Source organism: Streptomyces rimosus subsp. rimosus, assembly GCF_000720725.1.
GTDB lineage: Bacteria > Actinomycetota > Actinomycetes > Streptomycetales > Streptomycetaceae > Streptomyces > Streptomyces rimosus_A.
Genome location: NZ_JOCQ01000014.1, coordinates 85615 through 103426 on the forward strand (window position 1 = coordinate 85615; position 17812 = coordinate 103426).

Annotated in this window: 16 protein-coding genes and 1 pseudogene; 5 read left to right on the top strand and 12 right to left on the bottom strand. The window is 70.4% G+C overall.

Going from position 1 to position 17812, the window contains the following annotated elements; all coding sequences use genetic code 11:
- Positions 1-76: 76 nt before the first annotated feature.
- Complete coding sequence (locus IH45_RS0110330) at positions 77-1333, bottom strand: sensor histidine kinase (protein ID WP_030664887.1); 1257 nt, start codon at positions 1331-1333, stop codon at positions 77-79.
- Positions 1326-2021, bottom strand: a complete 696-nt coding sequence (locus tag IH45_RS0110335) for a response regulator transcription factor (RefSeq protein ID WP_030664891.1) — start codon at positions 2019-2021, stop codon at positions 1326-1328. Before IH45_RS0110335 ends, IH45_RS0110330 begins: the two co-directional genes overlap by 8 nt.
- Positions 2022-2107: 86 nt before the next feature.
- On the opposite strand from IH45_RS0110335, the gene vanY-N reads away from it, so the two are divergent.
- Together vanY-N and IH45_RS1000000150985 are read left to right on the top strand one after the other, a co-directional pair.
- Entirely contained in the window at positions 2108-2686 is a 579-nt protein-coding gene (gene vanY-N / locus IH45_RS0110340; protein ID WP_050514703.1) for a D,D-peptidase/D,D-carboxypeptidase VanY-N, read from the top strand.
- A gap of 203 nt (positions 2687-2889) precedes the next feature.
- Positions 2890-3243 (top strand): hypothetical protein, encoded by a 354-nt coding sequence (locus tag IH45_RS1000000150985; RefSeq protein ID WP_030664896.1) that lies wholly within the window; start codon positions 2890-2892, stop codon positions 3241-3243.
- Positions 3244-3535: 292 nt separating this feature from the next.
- Here IH45_RS1000000150985 and IH45_RS0110355 read toward each other — a convergent pair whose 3' ends face one another.
- The 6 genes from IH45_RS0110355 to IH45_RS0110380 form a co-directional block, all read right to left on the bottom strand.
- Entirely contained in the window at positions 3536-4321 is a 786-nt protein-coding gene (locus IH45_RS0110355; protein WP_030664900.1) for a phosphotransferase, read from the bottom strand.
- Positions 4322-5086: 765 nt separating this feature from the next.
- Positions 5087-6289: an MFS transporter gene (locus IH45_RS0110360; RefSeq protein WP_050514704.1), complete on the bottom strand. Its 1203-nt coding sequence runs from the start codon at positions 6287-6289 to the stop codon at positions 5087-5089.
- A gap of 61 nt (positions 6290-6350) precedes the next feature.
- On the bottom strand, positions 6351-7730 hold the full coding sequence (locus IH45_RS0110365) for an ATP-grasp domain-containing protein (protein ID WP_030664905.1): 1380 nt from the start codon (positions 7728-7730) through the stop codon (positions 6351-6353).
- 114 nt (positions 7731-7844) lie between these two features.
- A complete protein-coding gene (locus IH45_RS0110370; RefSeq protein WP_158813000.1) occupies positions 7845-9338 on the bottom strand; it encodes an asparagine synthetase B family protein in 1494 nt (497 codons plus the stop codon).
- A gap of 110 nt (positions 9339-9448) precedes the next feature.
- A complete protein-coding gene (locus IH45_RS0110375) occupies positions 9449-10510 on the bottom strand; it encodes a class I SAM-dependent methyltransferase (protein WP_158813002.1) in 1062 nt (353 codons plus the stop codon).
- A gap of 568 nt (positions 10511-11078) precedes the next feature.
- Entirely contained in the window at positions 11079-12221 is a 1143-nt protein-coding gene (locus IH45_RS0110380) for an FAD-dependent monooxygenase (protein ID WP_030664916.1), read from the bottom strand.
- 170 nt (positions 12222-12391) lie between these two features.
- Here IH45_RS0110380 and IH45_RS0110385 point away from each other — a divergent pair, with 170 nt between their 5' ends.
- Positions 12392-12727, top strand: coding sequence for an ArsR/SmtB family transcription factor (locus IH45_RS0110385; RefSeq protein WP_030664919.1), 336 nt, complete (start codon positions 12392-12394; stop codon positions 12725-12727).
- A gap of 341 nt (positions 12728-13068) precedes the next feature.
- Positions 13069-13158 (top strand): annotated as a pseudogene (locus IH45_RS1000000147795) (IS5/IS1182 family transposase); the annotation flags it as partial.
- Between the two features lie 34 nt (positions 13159-13192).
- On the opposite strand, the gene IH45_RS0110390 reads toward IH45_RS1000000147795, so the two are convergent.
- The 4 genes from IH45_RS0110390 to IH45_RS0110405 form a co-directional block, all read right to left on the bottom strand.
- Positions 13193-14416, bottom strand: a complete 1224-nt coding sequence (locus IH45_RS0110390; protein WP_030664922.1) for a cytochrome P450 — start codon at positions 14414-14416, stop codon at positions 13193-13195.
- 63 nt (positions 14417-14479) lie between these two features.
- Complete coding sequence (locus IH45_RS1000000151175) at positions 14480-14566, bottom strand: hyalucidin A family RiPP precursor (protein ID WP_461791938.1); 87 nt, start codon at positions 14564-14566, stop codon at positions 14480-14482.
- A 6-nt stretch (positions 14567-14572) separates the two neighbouring features.
- On the bottom strand, positions 14573-15784 hold the full coding sequence (locus IH45_RS01000000143440) for a cytochrome P450 (protein WP_030664925.1): 1212 nt from the start codon (positions 15782-15784) through the stop codon (positions 14573-14575).
- Positions 15785-15978: 194 nt separating this feature from the next.
- Entirely contained in the window at positions 15979-16737 is a 759-nt protein-coding gene (locus IH45_RS0110405) for an IclR family transcriptional regulator (protein WP_030664927.1), read from the bottom strand.
- Between the two features lie 200 nt (positions 16738-16937).
- On the opposite strand from IH45_RS0110405, the gene IH45_RS0110410 reads away from it, so the two are divergent.
- Positions 16938-17780, top strand: a complete 843-nt coding sequence (locus tag IH45_RS0110410) for an AfsR/SARP family transcriptional regulator (protein WP_030664930.1) — start codon at positions 16938-16940, stop codon at positions 17778-17780.
- The last annotated feature ends 32 nt before the right edge of the window (positions 17781-17812 follow it).

A 17812-nucleotide genomic window follows, 5' to 3' on the forward strand; every position in this document is an offset into this window, starting at 1 on the left:
GTGAGACGCGAAGTGGGCAGGGAAGCAGCAAGCGGCGTTGTTCGGGTGCTCGTGCCCGTCGATTGCACGTGCCGTCTCAGCGATCAACAGATCGGTTGGTGACAGCATTGGGCCACTCGTTCGCATCGCACCTGGCGCTCGGCCGCCGAAACCCACGACGCCGCTCCAGCCGTGGGCGGGCAGCGGGTTCCCCCTGGGAGATCCGGACGTTCGTCAGGCCTGACCGACCTGTTGGTGTGTGCGCTGACGCGGCGGGCAGTTGCACCGTGACGCGGAGGCCGCCGGCGGGGCGTGGGGTGAGGGTGAGGGTTCCGTCGTGTGCTTCGGTGATGCTTTTGACGATGGCCAGGCCGAGGCCGACACCTGCTTGGCCGGTGTGCAAGCGTTCGGTGCCGCGCTGGAATGGCTCGGTGAGTGTCGAGGCCAGCTGTGAGGTGAGTTTCTCGCCGGTATTCTCGACAGTGAGCACAACAGTGTCGTGGCGGACGCTGGTATTCACCCATACCATGCCCTGGCCAGGCAGGTTGTGGCCGATCGCGTTGTGCAGAAGGTTCGTGGTCATCTGCAGCAGGAGCGCCGGTGAGCCGATGGTGGTGCCCATGTCGCCGGAGGCTTCAATGGTGACGCCCTGCTTTTCTGCCAAGGGGAGGAGCGTTTCAGTGGCTTCTTCCGCCAAAAGGGACAGGTCAACCTGTTCCCTGGTGAATGACCGCTGGTTGGCGCGGCTGAGCAGGAGCAATGCTTCAGTGAGGTCGATGGCTCGGGTGTTGACCACGCGGAGGCGTTCGACAAGCTCGCAGGTGTCGCGGTTCGGATCGCTGCGGGCCACTTCGAGAAGCGCCTGCGTCACCGCCAGCGGGGTGCGCAGTTCGTGAGAGGCATTGGCCGCGAATCGCTGCTGTTCGGCGACGTGGGCTTCGAGCCGCGCGAGCATGGTGTCGAAGGAGTCGGCGAGTTCGCGGAACTCATCTCGGCGGCCCGGTAGGTGGATCCGGTACGAGAGCGGCCCGTTCGCCACCCTGCGTGTGGCATCGGTGATGCGAGTCAGCGGGGCGAGCATCCGGCCGGCCAGAATCCACCCGCCCACGAGACCGAACACCAGCAGGAACGCCAGCACCAGGATTCCCGCCGGGATGAAGACGATCGGGCCGAAATTGCTGGGGTCGAAGACGCGCAGGAAGTCGGACCGATCAGGGAAGCTGAGGCTGTTCGACCTTCCTCGCAGAAGGAACACCCACACGGCGGTGAGCAGCAAGACGCCCGCGATCACGAGGAACCCGGCGTAGCTGAGGGTGAGCTTGAGACGGGCGCTCAACCCTTGACGCCTATCCACGCTCCGCTCCCCGGCCATCGGCGTCCGGCCCTGTGTCGATGCGGTAACCGACCCCGGGCACGGTGGCGATCAGCCAGGGCTCGCCGAGGCGTTTGCGCAGGGCCGAGACCGTGATGCGTACGGCGTTGGTGAACGGGTCCGCGTTCTCGTCCCACGCCCGCTCCAGCAACTCTTCTGCGCTGACGACACCGCCTTCGGCAGCGACGAGCACTTCGAGCACGGCGAACTGCTTCCTGGTGAGCGCGATGTAGCGGCCCTCGCGGTGGACCTCGCGGCGGAAGGGGTCCACACGTAAGCCCGCGATCTCCCGCACAGGCGGCCTGCTGTGGGCGCGCCTGCGGTCGAGTGCTCTGAGCCTGAGCACGAGTTCGCGCATGTCGAAGGGCTTGGTGAGGTAGTCGTCGGCGCCGAGCTCGAACCCGCTGGCCTTGTCGTCGAGCCGGTCGGCAGCGGTCAGCATGAGGATCGGCATGCCGCCGCCGGCGGCCACGATGTGCCGGGCGATCTCGTCGCCGGTCGGCCCGGGGATGTCCCGGTCCAGGACGGCGATGGCGTAAGCGTTGGTGCTCAGCAGTTCCAGAGCGGTATCACCGTCACCGGCGATGTCGGCCGCGATCGCTTCCAGGCGGAGCCCGTCCCGTATGGCCTCTGCCATGTAGGGCTCGTCCTCGACGACTAACACACGCATGGTCAGATGCTACGAGTCGGTGCATATCGCCGGTATATCGAAAACCGGATACGGACCGGCAACACCACGCCCCCTCGACTGGAGGCATGAACGAACCACACATCATCCCACCTCGGCCCCGTGACCGGCTGTTCGCCCTGCTTGCGGTGGTGCTCGCCGTGCTCCTGCTGCCCGTTGCGTTCGTCCGCCATCCCGGCCGCGCCCGCGAACTGGCCTGCCGCTGGGCGCTGGCGCTCCGTTTTCCTGCCGAGGACCTCACCGGGCTGACCGAGGGTGCCAGGGCGGCGTTCACCGCTGCACGCGCTGCGGCGCTCTGGCGCCACGGGCAGCTCATCGGCCTCACCTCGGGATACCGCGATCCCCTCGTCCAGCAACGGTTGTTCGACAAGGAGGTGCGCCGCGTAGGCTCACCGGCCGCGGCGCGGATGTTCGTACTGCCACCGGCGGAATCCCGGCACGTCAAGGGCACCGCGCTGGATGTGCGCCCGTTCGAAGGCGCGCGCTGGCTAGAGGAACACGGTGCCCGCTACGGCCTCTACCGCATCTATGACAACGAGTGGTGGCACTTCGAATACCATCCGGACGCCGGCTCCCTCACGCCCCCGGCGGCATCGGCAAGTCGGCGCTGCTGGGACGCTTTTGCTGCAGATCATCAGGCTGGGTGAGCTGGAGCGCACGGACGCCGCCGCACCGCTGGACTCCCGCGGCGTGGCCGATGAGCTGCACGATCCGCTGCTCGCCTTCGCCGCCGGACCCGCTTGCCCTCTCGCTCGGTGCCGCGGCACCTGCGGGCGAGGGTGCCGCCGTCATGCGGCGATGCTGTTGTTCTGGCTGCGGCGGTGCGGTTCGTCGACCGGGCTCGTTCGGGTTGGACCTCTACGACGAGGACGCCGAGGCCCTCCTGTCGGCAACGGCGACCGTGCGCCGTGACCGGACCACCGGTGACGAGAAGGACGACGGTCCGGTGCACGAGGTGCACGAGGTGGACGAGGTGGACGCGCTCAAGCGCCGTGCGGTCACCGCGACCCGGCCGGTGCCCATCCCGCCACAGTTCGTGCGCATGCTCAGGGCGTACATGGAACGGTTCGGCGTGGCACCGGACGGGCGGCTGTTCCGGAACAGGGCAGGCCATTGCGGCGTCCACGAGCAGGCCAACCGGCTCATCGAGCAGTTTCTGCGGGATTGGTATCGACTCAGCGGAGGAACCGCTCCCGCGGGGTGAAGTCGGTCCTGGCTCTGAGTGAGCCCAGCGGAAGGCGTCTGACGGGCAAAGCCCAGGGCAGGCGCCCTTTCTTGTGCGCTCAGAAGAGCCCGAGCTTCTTCGGCGAATACGACGCCAACAGGTTCTTCGCCTGCTGGTGATACAGAGATCATGGTGGCGCTGACCTGCGGTAATGCTGGGCGGGGCTGTCGTTGGGGGAGCGTTGGGCCGTGTATGGTCCGGATCCTGCTCTGAACCGCCGCTATATGCCTCACGCAGGTACTCCAGCGGGAAGTTGGTTTCGACGGGGCCGCTAGCCGCGGGGTGGGGGCTGCCAGAAGGAGGCAGGCAGCATGTCGACTTCGCGGGCGGCCTGGTCCAGTTCGGTGGCGATCGGTTCCAGAGCGGTGTAGACCGGGTCGCCATCGGCGGCCATACGGCGGATGACCTCCGCGTTGGTCCTGGCGCGCATGGCCACCACGGTCCCGAATGCCGAGCGGTCGCCTTCGTACGCGTAGGCATCGAGCAGCCGGTGCAGCCGCTGGGAGCGGTCTTCGAAGGCGGTGAATCCGGTCCGTTCAGCAAAGGTGCGCGCGTGCAGGGGGACCCAGGTCAGCGCCATGAAAGCCAGGTCGAACTCGCGTGTCGAGGGGCCGGCGGTGTCCCAGTCGAAGAAGCCCGCCAGGTGTCCGTCGCGCCACACCGCGTTCCACGGAGCGGCGTCATGGTGGCCGATGACCAGGCCGGGGCGCCAAGTCTGGCCGGCGAGCCAGCGCGCACCCGGTAGCGGCACGAAGGACCGGGTCGCGTCATGCAGCCTGCGGGCCCACCGGCCGAGGTCCTCCAGCGCGGTCTGTGAGTACACCCAGGCGGGCCAGGGAAGGTTCTCGCCCGCCGTTTCCCCGTCGAGGTGAGTCAGGATTTCGCGCCCTTGGTCGTCCACTCCCAGGACCCGGGGCGCGCCCTCCAACCCGGTGGCCTCCAGATGGCGCAGCACCGCGTGGACCGCGGGTGTCCACGGCTGGACGGGCCGGTGGACTGCGCCACCACGAAGCACCGCTCCAGTTGTCCTGCCGCCCGGGAGACGCTGCTCGGCCATAAAGCCAGTCTTACCTGCGGCCCCGCCCGAGCTCAATGCCGAATGCGTCCGGCGCTCGGCCGGATACAAGAACTACGACCACGCCCCAGAAACGCTCTTGCCGCACCTTTGGGCGCTGCCTGGCCTGGCCGCCCCGAGCACCGAGCGGCAGCAGTTGGCGGGGAGGCTCGATGGCGGGACGCAAGGGGAAGCTGCTGGGCTCCTACAGCGGGCCCGGTCGAGCAGTTCGCGTATGAGTTATGCACGCTGCGCCGGGAAGCAGGCGGGCCGACCTACCGCGAGATGGCCAAGAGGGCAAGCTATTTGGTGGCGACGCTGGCCCAGGCCGCTTCGGGCGACCAGGCCGCCGTCCCTGCCGGTCGTCTTGGCGTACGTGCGGGCCTGCGGCGGTGACACTACGGCGTGGACGGCACGCCGGCACCGCCTCACCGACGAGGCCGCACCCCGGGCCGAGGCGGAGGAGAGCGAGCCGCTCGACCGCGGCCTGGCCCGGCACGAGCCGGGCTCGCCGGCCGGGGCAGGTGGCGAGGATGCGCCAGCCGTCGCCTTCGCCGAACTTGAGAGGCGGACACGGGGGGACGGGGAAGCGGACGCAGGGAGGCGTGTTCGGAGATCTGCGCGCTCATGCCGGTCGGGGGCTTGCAGGCGGGCGAGCGAGCAGGCGGGTGTTGTGACCCGCTGGGAGAAGGGGCTGTTCCGCATCGCGTATCGAGGCCCGACGCCCTGCGCGGTGCCCTCGGCCGACCGGGTCTTCGATGGGCCGGGTCAGGGGCCGACGGCCGGACGTGAGCCGTCGCCGTGTGCATCGGGCCGTACGCCTGCCCATGCGGCGGGTACGGCCAGCAGCCCGGCGACGGCCGACCACCACCACAGGGAGCGGCCGAGCACGTCCCAGCCGGCGACCGCGAGAGCCGGGCCCGCGGTGGATCCGAGGCCGTACATCGCGCTCGCCGCGCCCAGGTAGCGGCCCCGCAGGTCCGGCGGGCTTGCCCTGGCCGGGTAGGCCAGGAAGAGGGTGGGGGCCGACAGGGCTTCCGCGAAGGACCATGTCAGGGTCGCGACGACCAGTCCCGCGATGCCCCAGTACGGTCCGTACAGCGTCATACCGAGGCAGGTCAGTGCCGTTCCCGCGGCGGCCACCGGCCGCACGCGGCACCGCTGGGTGAAGCGGCTGACCGGGAGTTCGAAGGCGACGACGGTGAGTCCGTTGACCGCGATGAGCACCGCGTAGACCGTGGTGGACAGGCCCCGGTCGTGGACGGCGAGCGGCAGGACGGACAGGTACTGGACGTAGACCAGGGTGCTGATCAGCATCGCGAGGAGCAGGAGCAGATAACGGCGGTCGGCGAGCAGCGGACGGTAGCCGCGTCCGCGTGAGCCCGGGCGGGCGCGGGCCACTGGTTCCCGGCGTCGTTGCCCGGGCACGTAGCGCGCGACGACCACCGCGTAGATCAGGCCGACGGCCGCCTCCGTGAAGAACAGGAGTTCGTACGATTGGGCGACGAGTGCCGCGCCCAGCAGCGGGGCCGCCGCGGCGCCGAGGTTGATCGCCAATCGGTACATCGAGAAGATCATGACGTGCCGGTCGGCCGGCAGCATACGGCTCAGCAGGTCGGCCGCGGCCGGGCGGTAGGCCTGCCCGGCGGCCGCCTGAAGGGCGAGGACGAGCAGCAGTACGGTGAAATTGCGGGTGAACGGGACAACGGGCAGCAGCACCGACGACACCACCATGGACCCGACGATGGTGGCGTGCCCGCCGACGCGGTCGCACAGTCGGCCGCCCGCGAGGACTCCGGCCACCGAGCCCGTGCCGTACGCGGCGAGCGTCAGGCTCGCCTGCGTCGCGGAGAACCCCAGGCCGGTCAGGTAGAGGACGATGAACACCTGGACGAAGCCGCCGAGCCGGTTGACGAACATGCCGCCGATCAGGGCGCGGGCCGCGGGCGGCGCCTCGCGCCAGGTCGTCATCACCCCGGCGCGCGGAGGACCAGGGGTCCGGCGGCCTGGTGCGAGGTGCGGCCGGGGCCGGTCAGCCATGAGCGAGGGCGGTGCCCGGCAAGGCTTTTTCGAGACCGTTGAGGACCGCGTAGGAATCGCGCAGCAGAACCTGGGGGGTGGGTGCCGTGAGGAGGAGGACACCCGCCAGGTTCAGGGAGCCGTGGCCGGTCCGGTAACGGTGCATGAGGGTGCCGGACGGGACCGTGAAATCGGGTGCCACCCGGATACCGCTGCCCGGGGACAACAGGCGGTCCCAGTCCACCGCCTCGGGGATGAAGAGCGGCCGGGTCGTCCACGGCCGGCCACGGGAGTCGGTCGCGAGGATGTTGACCGAGCCGGCCGCGCAGCGTCCGGGGCCGGTCAGCAGCCCGTCCGGCAGGCCCGGATCCTGCCCGAGGTGCGCCCGGGTGAGCGCACTGACCAGGTCCACACCGTGGATGGCCTCGATCTGCTGGGTGAGGAGCAGGCCGCCGAACCGGGCCGCGGTCTCCAGCAGGCACAGGCGGCGGCCCGCCATCAGCTTGATCTCGGTGTGGGTACCGCAGGTCCCCAGGCCGAGGGCGTCGACCGCCCGCCGCGACAGCTCGGAGACCGTGTGCTGAAGCGCCTCGGGCAGCACACAGGGCGCCATGTTCCCCAGTTCGGTGAAGTCGGGCACCGTGGGCAGCCGCCCGGTGACGCACACCGGGTGGTAGACGCCGTCGACGACCATTCCCTCGACGCTGAGGTAGTCACCGTAGCCGGATCCGTCGTACCAGGACTCGGTGGTGGCCGGGATGAGTTCTTCCACGATGAGTTCGTGGCCGGCCTCGCCGGCCTTGAGTTCGCTCATGCCGCGGGCCCTCGCCGCCGTCAGCGCTCCGAGCATGTGGCTCCACGCGCCGGCCAGTTGGGCCCCCCGTTCCAGGACGACCTGGCCGATCGACCCGGCGCCCCACGCCGACTTGAGCAGCACGGGCGGGTCCAGTTCGGCCCAGGCCCGTTCCAGGTCGGTGAGCGAGTCGACGTACCGGAAGCGGGGTACGGGCAGGTCCGCGCCCGCCCAGGTGCTCCGCATGAGGCGCTTGCTGCGGGCTCTGACCGCGCCCGGACCGGGCCCGCGCAGGCCGAGCCGCTCGGCGGCCTCGGCGACGGCGAGCAGCGCGAACTCGGAGAAGGTCAGCACCGCGTCGGCCGCGGTGTGGCGGGCCAGGGCGACGATCCTGTCGATCAGCCCACCCGGTTCCGGGCGGTCGGCGGTGAGGTCGGTGACCGAGGTGCAGCACCGGGTCGCCAGGGCGACCGCCGGGAGGGGCAGCGGGTCGAGGAGCAACAGGTGGAGGCGGTCCGTGGTGGCCGCGACCTTCGGAATGGCGTCGCTCGGTGGCGGCCCGCCCCGGGCGTACACCAGCAGCACTGTTGAATCCCCCATAGGGTCGTCCCTTTCCTCTTCTTGCTTTCTTCCTCCGGCTTCCTTGCCGGGCTTCCTCACAGGGCTCCCCGACGGACTGCCCGGCCGGGCTTCCTCGTCAGGTGACGGAACCGGTCAGTGGGCCCCGGCGCCCGAGAAGGCGAAGTAGCCGTGGGGGGCGAAGTCCCAGCCGGGCCGCTTGTGACGGCTTCGGGGCAGCGGATAGCCGTGTTCCAGGTACAGCTCCAGGAGGTACGCGGCGTCCGGCTGGTCCAGTCCGATCCGGCGCCGCAGCTCCGGGTCCCGGCCGGGGGCCCGGCCGGGCCACTGCCCCTTGACGTGTTCCAGCAACTGATACAGCAGGCCGGTGCCTTCGGGCATCCGGATCTTGGGGCGCCGGGCCAGGTACGGCGGGAGGATGCCGACCATGGCCTCCCGCAGGATCCATTTCTCGGTGCCGTGGCGGTACTTGACGTCCATCGGCAGCCGCCAGGCGAAATCGGCGAGGTCGCGGTCGAGGAAGGGTACCCGGGCCTCGACGGTGCGGTGCATCGACACCCGGTCGACCCGCTGCAGATCGGTACGGTGCAGGTTCCCCACCCGGTACCGCATGAGCTCCACGGGGTCGGGGTGCTCCCGGAAGAGGTCGTACCCGGCCAGCAGTTCGTCGCTGCCGTCTCCCACCAGGGCGACCTTGAGGCCGAGTTCGGCGGCGGTCTCGAAGGCGGGTGCCATGACGGAGGCGTCCATGATGTCGACCGTCTCGAACGTCTCGGCCTCCCGGACCCGCTCCGGCAGATCGCGCACCAGGCCGTCGAGGGTCAGGTGCCGCACCACATGGCGGATGCCGAGGTCCGCGCAGGACCTGATGGCGAACGTGAGGTCGGACGAGCCGGGAAAGCCGACCGAGATGGCCGTGACGTCGGGATGGTGCCGTGCCGCCAGGGCCAGCACGGAGGCGCTGTCCAGACCGCCGCTGTAGATGACGCCGATCGGCAGGTCCGTGGCCACCCGTTTGCGGACGGCTTCGTCCAGCAGGTGCCCGAACTCCGCGACCAGCGAGCTGTCCGCCCCGGCCGCCGGCCGTTCGGGCTCCTCGTGGTAGCGGACCGTGGTGCTGCCGTCCGTCCAGTGACCGGCCGGGAAGACCTCGGGCGTCGGCCCGAAGGGGAGGAAGCACTTCATCTCCGACGCGAAGTACTCGGCGTCGCCGTCCGTGGCCCGGTAGAGCGGTTTGACCCCGAACCGGTCGCGGGCCGCCAGGTATGCGCGGCGGGCGACGTCGTACACCACGAAGGCGAACATGCCGTCCAGACGTGCGGGCAGGTCATGGCCCCACTCCCGGTATCCGTGCAGCAGGATCTCGGTGTCCGAGCCGGTGCGGACGGGGTGGCCGAGGCGGCGCAGTTCGCGTCGCAGGGCGGCGTGGTTGTAGATCTCTCCGTTGAACGCGACCCACAGGTCGCCGGTGCTGTCGGACATCGGCTGGATCGCCGACTCCCGGTCCACGATGGCCAGCCGGTTGCAGCCCAGGGCCGCTCCCGGCAGCCCGCGGACCCCTCCCGAGTTCTCCGGGTCACCGCGGTGCGTGATCTCCGCGAGCATTTTCCCGATACGCGCGACGGTCACTTCTCCCGGCGTGCGCGGCCGTAATTCCGCGGCGATTCCACACATCTTCCAAGCCCCCCCTGTTCTCCTGCCTTTGCTTCCCTTGGTTTTCCTTGCGTGCGTGGGGCGGGCTATTTTTCGCCCACTCCGACGAGCGCGATACGTGGAATCTCCGCGACCCACTGCCCGCCCACGCGGTACACGGCGGGACTTCGCGGCCACGTGTCGGTACGGTCGGCACCACCATCGTGGGAGCCGAAGCGAAAACACTCCTCACACAGGTTCCAGACCCGCGCACGTACCGATTCCCGTGTCGCGTCGCCGCGGTCGAGACCGCACAGGCCGTACATGTCGTGCATGTAGTCGGCGAGCTGCCCGACGGCGTCCTCGCGTGTGGCCGCGTGCATGATGAAGGGGTCGTAGACGCGCTGGACGCGAATGTCGCGCAGTCCGGCCGCGCCGAGGCCCCGCCGTAATTCCTCCGTCGTGAAGTGCCGGTATGGGTGGCCGGCCGCGGAGTGCCGGTGGACGGCTTCGGAGAACCAGCGCGCGGAGGGCGAGCCCTCTTCGAAGTCGTGGACGACGAACCGTCCGCCCGGCCTCAGCACCCGCGCGGCCTCCAGGAACACCGTGGTGCGGTCGTCCGGCGGCACGTGGTGGCTTCCGTAGGCCAGGATGACGGCGTCCATGGTGGCGTTCCGCATGAAGAGGAACCGGGCGTCCTGCCGGATCGCGGGCAGGCCCGCGGCCAGCGCCGCGGTCACCATCGTGCGCGCGATGTCGCTGCTGATGACGCCGCCGCGCACCTGCGGTGCCAGCACTTGCAGGGCTCGGGTGAGCAGCCCGTCGCCCGCGAGCAGGTCCAGGGTGCGCCACGTGGGGGGCAGGTCCCGTACGTCCCGTACTCCACCGGCCAGTTCGAAGAGCCGGCGGATTCCCGTCATCCGTACGGCGATGTTCTGTTGAGCTCGGCGATAGGAATCTCCGCGACCGTTCTCCCGGTCGTCGGTCTCGAACTCGTTGAACACCTGGGCGAGCGATTCGAGGGCCTGTTGGGCGCCGTCCCGGCCGAAGTCGAGTTCCGCGTACAGCTGTGGGTGTTGCTCGCGGGCCAGGTCGAGATAGGTGCCTACGTCGATTCCGTCCAGGTATGCGGTGTCACGTAATTCATGCAACAGAGATTGCGCTTCCATGGCGATTCCCCACTGTCTTGAGGTGCGCGGAGCCGAATGATCCGGCACCCTCCGACGGTTGCGGCTCAGATGACGCAGTCGGAAGTCTGATACGCCCGCGGTCTCCCGGTCATGCTCTGTTCCGCTCATCGGAACCCGTCTGCTCCCGGTGGGACTTCACACGCTCACACCCCGGATCAGCGGCCACGCAGGCCGACGCTGACGGTTCGCCCGGTGCGCTGTACGGCGTCAGGGAGGCGGTGCAGTCGGTGTGCGGAGTCGGTCACCTCGAACAGGGCCGCCACCAGTGCACGACTGCGGGTGTGCGGCGGTACTGCCACTGAGCTTTTTCCGACCTCAGGTTGAGGCGTGACGAAGGGCGGGGATGGTCTTCACGATGGCGGTGACCCGGTTGGTGCTACAGCGGAGTTTCTGCGGGCGGCACCAGCCCTTCAGAGCGGCCATGGCTTGCTCGCCGGGGCAGCGGATCCTGGTGTGGGTGCGGTTATTCGGACATGGCGGCGCCGACCCGGCTGAGAGCTACCGCGGAGCTGCGCACCGACCGGTGACCGGTCGGTGCGGACCCGGTCTACCGGTTCGCGGCTTCGCGAGAGGCGATCCGGTTCGTGCGACCGACCGCGCGGCCCACCGCGTTGCGCACCGCGAGGCCCGGCCGGGTGCGGGGCACCATGAGCCTGGAGAGCAGACCGACGCGTCGCTGCCGCGGGCCTACCTCACGGCGGAGCCGCGACTCGTAGGCGGCGAAGGCGCGGGCGTGATCTCCGGGATGGGCGGCGAGCTCTTCCGCGAGGGCGTACGCGCCCGCCATCGCCATGCTGGACCCGTCGCCCAGCAGGGCCGTCGCCGCCGCCGCGTCCCCGAGCAGTACGACCCGTCCGCGGGACCACGAGGGCACCCGGAGGGTGGTCAGGGGGTCGAAGAACGGAGCCGGGTGGTCGAGGAAGGCTGCCACGAGTTCCGGTGCCCGCCACCGCACGTCGGCGTAGGCGTCGGCCACGGTCTGCTTGTGAAGGGCGATGTTCTTGCGGTCGTGGGGCGCCGGCTGTGCGGCCCGGAAGGTGAAGATCGCGAGCGGGGTGGTCCGCGAGGGGTGGAGAACCAGCATCCGGTTCGGCACGGTCAGCATCGTCATCTCGGTCGGGTCCTCGATGGCGTCGGGTTCCAGCGGGACGGTCGCGCCGTACAGGCCCAGGTCGCTCGCGAACTGCCGCTCCGGCCCGAATACCAGGCGCCGTACGGTGGAGTGCATCCCGTCGGCACCGACTACCAGGTCGAAGCGCCGTGGCGCGGACCGCCGGAAGGTGACGTCCACCCCGTCTTCATCCTGGTCGAGAGCGGTGACCGTGTCGTCGAACACGAACTCGGCCTCGGTCTGCGCCGACCGGTGGAGCACCTCGGACAGGTCGGCTCGGGTCACCTCGACCGTCGGCGCCTTGTCCGAGGTGAGCGGGAGTTGCAGGATGCGCCTGCCGCCGGGGTCGAGCAGGGTCAGCGACCGGTTGCGGGTGGCGAGTTCGCGGAGCTGCGGGAGGATGCCCATGCGCTCGGCGACCGGGATCGCGGGCCCCTTCACGACGATCGCGCTGCCACCGGAGCGCAGCTGCCGGGCGTGTTCGACGACCGTCGGCCGGTAGCCGTTCCGGGAGAGCCAGTACGCGAGTGCGGGCCCTGCGATTCCGGCACCGACTATCAGCACCTCGGGCTTCTTCATGACGATGACCTCTCGGAATGTCGATGACCAGGTCCCCGGCGAGTGCCGGGCCGGGTCCGAGGGAGCGGCGGCACGGGGCGGTGCAACCGGACCAAGGTACGATCAATTTCGTACCTCAGGGAAGCATGCCCTTCAGGTACGATGCAAGTCGTACTTGAAGGAGGTGCCGCGTGGCCGGGAGGAACCTGGGCGGCCCAAAGGCCGATGCGCTCGATCTGGGTGCGGTGTTTCGCGCCCTCGCCGACGAGCACCGTCGTTCGGTGATGACGGAGTTGGCCGCCGACCGCAGCGACAGCGAGCGGGGCTGCAACTCGTTCGATCTTCCGATCTCGAAGCAGACCCAGACCCACCACTTCCGGGTCCTGCGCGAGGCAGGTCTCATCGACGAGATCGACTACGGCAACCGCAAGGGCATCCGACTACGACGCGCGGACATCGAGAAGAGATTCCCCGGGCTCCTCGCGCTCCTGGGAGCAGGGCCCCCGGCCGATACCGCTCCTCGCTGAGCACTGCTGAGCACGCCGGAGGGGAGTCCGATTCGGCCCTGCGCCGCGAGCTCGACCGAATCCAGCTCGCGCCCGGCCCGCAGGTAGCCGGGCACGACGCGGGCACGCAGGGGATCGGTGTCGCTTCGACCACCGTCCCGCGCTCCTGATCGGCGCCGGGCACTTCCGCGCGCGCTCCCTCATGCCACCACCCACTGAGGTTTCCTCAACCTGCGTGCGGAGCGGGGCCACTGGGGTGAGGGCGGGGTCCGGGCGTAGAGAAGCTCCTGGTAGACGGGTGCGTGTCGAGTCCGAGCCGTCCTGCCAGGAGCTTTCCGCATGCTCGTCCACCCAGCCGGGGGCGGCTCATGCGCAAACTGCGATGCTCTACCAGCCGTATCACCAGCCTCGCCCAGGCCATCCTCACCCTGCACCTGGCATGCTCAAACTGAGGTTGGAAAAGGCTCACTGAGAAATCGGCCCTCGCTACCTGAGGGCCAGTCGCCCCCGGAAGTTCTCCGGTACCGGGGCGAAGCGCAAGGCCATCGTGACCTCGTCCGGCCGGTGCACGGTCAGGCGGTACCTGGTGCACAGCAGGTGGCACAGGGCCATCAGCTGGACGATGGCGACGTTCGCGCCGACGCACTTCTTGGGCGCCCAGCCGAACGGCACGTAGCACGTGCGGTCCGCCGGGCCGTGCGGCGCGCCGGGCAGAAATCGGTCCGGGTCGAAGAGGTCGGGCCGTTTCCAGACGCGGTCGTCGCGATGGATCATGTGCGGGCTCAGCAAGTACCAGTCGCCCGGCGCCAGTCGCGTCTTGCCGAGGTCGGACGGGACCGTGGAGCGTCGTACCAGCAGCAGCGGCGGGCTCCACAGGCGCAGCACTTCCTTGACGAAGCGGTGGGTCACCGGGGCCGCGTCCGGCGGTGCCGTACGGAACGCGGCGGAGTCGACGGCACCCAGCTCATCGGCGAGCCGCCGCTGCCACTCGGGGCGGCGGGCGAACTCGTACAGCACGCTCGCGGCGGCCGTGCCCGGCGGGCCGCCGATGGCGGTGAGGACGGCCGTCACCACGTCCAGGGCGCGGTCCATGCCGAGTTCGGGCAGCAGGTCGACGATCGGGTCGGCGAGGTCCGGTTCGCGGCTTCGCCGCCCGCGGGCGCGTTGGCGCAGGACCCGGCGCACGACCAGTCCCGACCGTACCTGGACCGCGACGAACCGCAGGTGGTGCCAGGTGCTGCCCGGGTCGGGCGAGACCAGCCGCAGCAGCTTCATCTCCAGGTCCCGGCGGACGAGGTCCGCCTCACCGGTGGTAAGGCCCGACAGCGCGAGCGGCAGCAACGACCGCACGGCCACGTCCTGGCCGAGCATGGTGAGGTCCACGTCCCGGTCGAGCCGCGCGTCCATGACCTGTGCCATGCGCTCCATCAGCCGGCCGTGGTGTTCCGGCGTGGCCAGGGCGTGCAGCTGGGTGAGCCAGGCGGACCTCACCCGGCTCCACCGCACCTCGGGACTCCGGCGCCGCCGCACCATGTCGACCAGTCGGTCGTGCATGACGAACCGGTGCCAGTTCGTGGCGCTGACCCGGCGGGCCGCTTCCGGATCGAACACGGCGAGCCGTTCGTCGTCGACCCAGAAGATCCCGTCCTCGGCCGCGCTGCGCATCAGCATGAGACGCAGGAAGTCGTCGGGGTGCTGGGGAGTGGTCATGGCGAGCGTTCCCCCTACGTGGCGCGGGGAGCCGGCCGGGCGTGGGTCCCCGCGCCGGGCCGGTCAGATGTGGTGGTAGAGGTACCAGAAGTACTCGTACTGGCGTCGGATGTTGAGAGCCGATTTCACTTGGCGGTACAACGCGCGCATGGGGGTTCACCTCCTTCCGGAGCTGTTGGCACGTGTGCTCAGCACAGCGGTGAAGCGCGGCGGAGCCAGCGCCGGGCCCACCTGGGGCCCGCCGCCGTCGTGGATGACCGACAGCTGCCAGTCATGGATGAGGAGGCCGACGATGTCCTCCAGGAGCCGGAGGGTGACGGTCGCTCCGGCACAGGTGTGCGGCCCGTGCCCGAAGGGGAGGTAGGCGGCCCGGGAGACGGGTGCCGCCCAGCGCTGCGGGAGGAACTCGTCGGGCCGCTCCCAGTACGCGGGATGCCGGTGCACCAGGTAGGTGCACACAGCGAGCCGGTCCTCGGGCGTCACCGTCGTCCCGCCGAGTTCCAGAGTCCGCAGCGGCGTACGGGCGAACAGCCAGGCCACCGGCCACAGGCGCAGGGCCTCGCGCACGATCCGGTCCGGTGCCGCCGCGGGGCAGCCGGGGTGGGTGCCGAGAAGGTGGACCGACCATCCGAGGGCGAAGCCGATGGAGCCCACCGCGGCGAACAGGAAAGACAGGTAGACCTCGGCGAGATCGTGGGACGCCGTCGCGGGACCGCAGCCGTCCACCACGACATCGAGCAGGTCTCGGGGGCCGGCGCTGCCGCCGTGGTGCTGTCGCAGGTGTTGCCGGGCGCGTATCTCGGCCTGCAGCGCGGCGGACGCGCGGTGGCGGAGGAGGAGCCTGGACGGCGGTGCGTGGCGCCTGCGGGCACCCGCCAGCACAGCGCGGGTGACGACCTTGTCGACCGTCGTACGCAGGGAGATCGGCGCGCCCGGGTGCAGCAGGACATCCGCCAGGTGCTCGTGGACGAGCAGGTTCCCCGCGTCCGGCCAGGAACTGCGGGGCGCGAGGCGCTCGTGGATCAGCCGGGGCAGCTGCGACCGCCGGGCGTCGAGGTGGTGGTGCATCAGGGCGCGGGCCGCACGGCCGATCTCCGCCTGCGCGGCCCGCGGCCCGAAGACGCCGTGCCGGGTCCGGTAGAAGTCGGACGTCTCGGCCACGATGGCCGGTCGGTTGCCCAGCACCGCCCGGGCCGCCTCCGGGCCGGCCACGTAAACCATCCCCGGGGCCGAACGCCACACGTCGTGAACACCGTCGAACTCGGCGGTCAAGAGGCCCAGTGGGCCGCTGGAGCGGGCGCGGGCCACGGCGCCGCGCGGGGTGCGGGCGTCCCCACTGGTCCCGGGCCGGGTCGCGGACGACTTCATGAGGCCCTCCCAGCAGACCGTCGGAGCTCGGTGTGCCTGCGCGGTACGAGGAACCCGGCCGGCGTGGACAGCCTGCCGACCGGGCGGTGTCCTGTCGCCCGCTGTGCCGCTGAGTGGAACAGGGGATCAGGGCCGCGGGCCGGAACACCTGCAAGGAACCGGGGAGGCGGAAACTCGGGGAGTGCGGGGCGGGGTCATCGCCGGTGGCCGAGCGCCGCGCCGATGGCGGTCGCGGTCCGCCGGGCGGCCTCGGTGAGGCGGTCCAGACGGTGTTGCGGATCGGTCAGCACGCACAGCGCCGCCACCGGTAGACCGCTGCGCCCCAGCACCGGTACCGCGGTGCAGCACACACCTTCCAGCACCTCCTCCCGGTCGAAAGCGGCTCCGCGCCGGCGGATGGCGGCCGCCTCGTCCGGCCAAGTGTCCGGCAAGGGAGCGAAGGGCAGCTCGGAGCGGGAAATGGCGAGCAGGACCTTCCCGGCCGCCGTGTACCACGGCCAGAGCGACCGGTCGTTCACCGGCGGAGGCGTCGTGTCCAGTCCGGTCGTCCAGTCCAGGATCATCGTCTGTCCCTGGTACAGCACGGCGAGTCCCACCGTTGTCCCGGTGACGGACGCCAGCCGTCGCGATGGCCGTCGTGCGGCGGGACGCAGCTCGGGACATGGCTGCCACCCCTGGCCGAGCTGGAACAGATGCGGACCGATGCGGTACCGGCCCTGCCGGTGTTCGACGGCCCCGAGGTCGCTCAACTGCTCCAGGAGCCGGTACGCCGTCGTCTTGGGCAGGCCGCTGGCGGACGCCAGGGCGGTGAGACTCGCGTCCTCGATCTGCCGTAGGACGGACAGCAGCGCGAAGGCACCCGCCAGTACGCCACGCCGCGGCGCTCCGGCCGTCGAGGGCGCCGGTGGTGAGCCGTTCCACCGGACCGCCGTCGCCGTGTTCGATCGGTACACGGGTCAACTCCCCTCTGCGGGTGGTGTTCGCGGGCACCGAACTCCGCGTCGGTTTCCGGCCGGTGCCCGTCGCCTGTGGCGGGACCCGGCATGTCCGGGTTCAGGCTGACGGCTGGTTATTGATTGAAAGTTTGCCGAAAGCTTGTCGCCCTGTGGCGACTGCGCGAGGACCGTGGAGAAAAGGTGAACGGGGGCTGGATATGGTGGTACGGCTGTGTCTGTCGGGGCCGGTGGAAGTCGTGCTGCGGGAGCGTTCGGTGGATGCGGGGCCGCCTCAACGCCGGGCCGTGCTGGCCGCGCTGGCGGTCGATGCCGGCCGGGCGGTGCCCGTCGATGTGCTGATCGAGCGGGTGTGGGGCGCGAACCCCCCGGAAGGGGCGCGCCGCGCGCTGTACGCTCACATATGCCGCATTCGGCGCCTGGGTGAGGAGCCGGACAGCGGTGGCCGGGGATGGCTGCCGGTGCTGCGCCGGTCCGGCGGTTACCAGTTGGACCTCGACCCCGATGCGGTCGACCTGCGCAGGTTCCACCGACTGGTGGCGCTGGCTCACGTGAGCGGACAGCCTCAGGACAGGCGGGCCGCGCTGCTCCGCGAATCCCTCGCCCTGTGGCGCGGCGAACCCCTCGTCGGACTGCGCGGAGGATGGCCGGTGAGGGTGCGCGAGGCATGGCGGCGCCGACGGGTGGATGCCGCCGTACGCCTGGCGGACATCGAGGTGCGCAGCGGCGACCCGGCCGCCGTGGCACAGCAGCTGAGGGATCTGCTGGATGAGCACCCCACGACGGAATCCGTCGCCGAGGCCCTCATGCACGCCCTGTACCTGGCGGGAGACGGCGCGGAGGCGCTGCGTTGTTATGCGCAGCTCAGGCACCGCCTCGTGGAAGAGCTCGGTGCCGAACCCGGCCACGGTCTGCGGGACCTGCATCGACGGATCCTGCTGGGCCGACCCCCGGGAGGCGCGCCGTACATGCCGTCCGCGCCCGCTGTCCCGGACACGGACGCACGAATCAGCCCTGTCGGTCAGCTCCTCCTCGCTGACTGACGTCCGCTGTTCACTGCACAGGTACCCCCGCG

What these genes read in the sequence shown, in the direction of transcription:
- IH45_RS0110335 (WP_030664891.1), bottom strand. Translation starts at nt 2,021, where the DNA reads ATGCGTGTGTTAGTCGTCGAGGACGAGCCCTACATGGCAGAGGCCATA.
- vanY-N (WP_050514703.1), top strand. Translation starts at nt 2,108, where the DNA reads ATGAACGAACCACACATCATCCCACCTCGGCCCCGTGACCGGCTGTTC.
- IH45_RS0110355 (WP_030664900.1), bottom strand. Translation starts at nt 4,321, where the DNA reads ATGGCCGAGCAGCGTCTCCCGGGCGGCAGGACAACTGGAGCGGTGCTT.
- IH45_RS0110360 (WP_050514704.1), bottom strand. Translation starts at nt 6,289, where the DNA reads ATGACGACCTGGCGCGAGGCGCCGCCCGCGGCCCGCGCCCTGATCGGC.
- IH45_RS0110365 (WP_030664905.1), bottom strand. Translation starts at nt 7,730, where the DNA reads ATGGGGGATTCAACAGTGCTGCTGGTGTACGCCCGGGGCGGGCCGCCA.
- IH45_RS0110375 (WP_158813002.1), bottom strand. Translation starts at nt 10,510, where the DNA reads ATGGAAGCGCAATCTCTGTTGCATGAATTACGTGACACCGCATACCTG.
- IH45_RS0110380 (WP_030664916.1), bottom strand. Translation starts at nt 12,221, where the DNA reads ATGAAGAAGCCCGAGGTGCTGATAGTCGGTGCCGGAATCGCAGGGCCC.
- IH45_RS0110390 (WP_030664922.1), bottom strand. Translation starts at nt 14,416, where the DNA reads ATGACCACTCCCCAGCACCCCGACGACTTCCTGCGTCTCATGCTGATG.
- IH45_RS1000000151175 (WP_461791938.1), bottom strand. Translation starts at nt 14,566, where the DNA reads ATGCGCGCGTTGTACCGCCAAGTGAAATCGGCTCTCAACATCCGACGC.
- IH45_RS01000000143440 (WP_030664925.1), bottom strand. Translation starts at nt 15,784, where the DNA reads ATGAAGTCGTCCGCGACCCGGCCCGGGACCAGTGGGGACGCCCGCACC.
- IH45_RS0110410 (WP_030664930.1), top strand. Translation starts at nt 16,938, where the DNA reads ATGGTGGTACGGCTGTGTCTGTCGGGGCCGGTGGAAGTCGTGCTGCGG.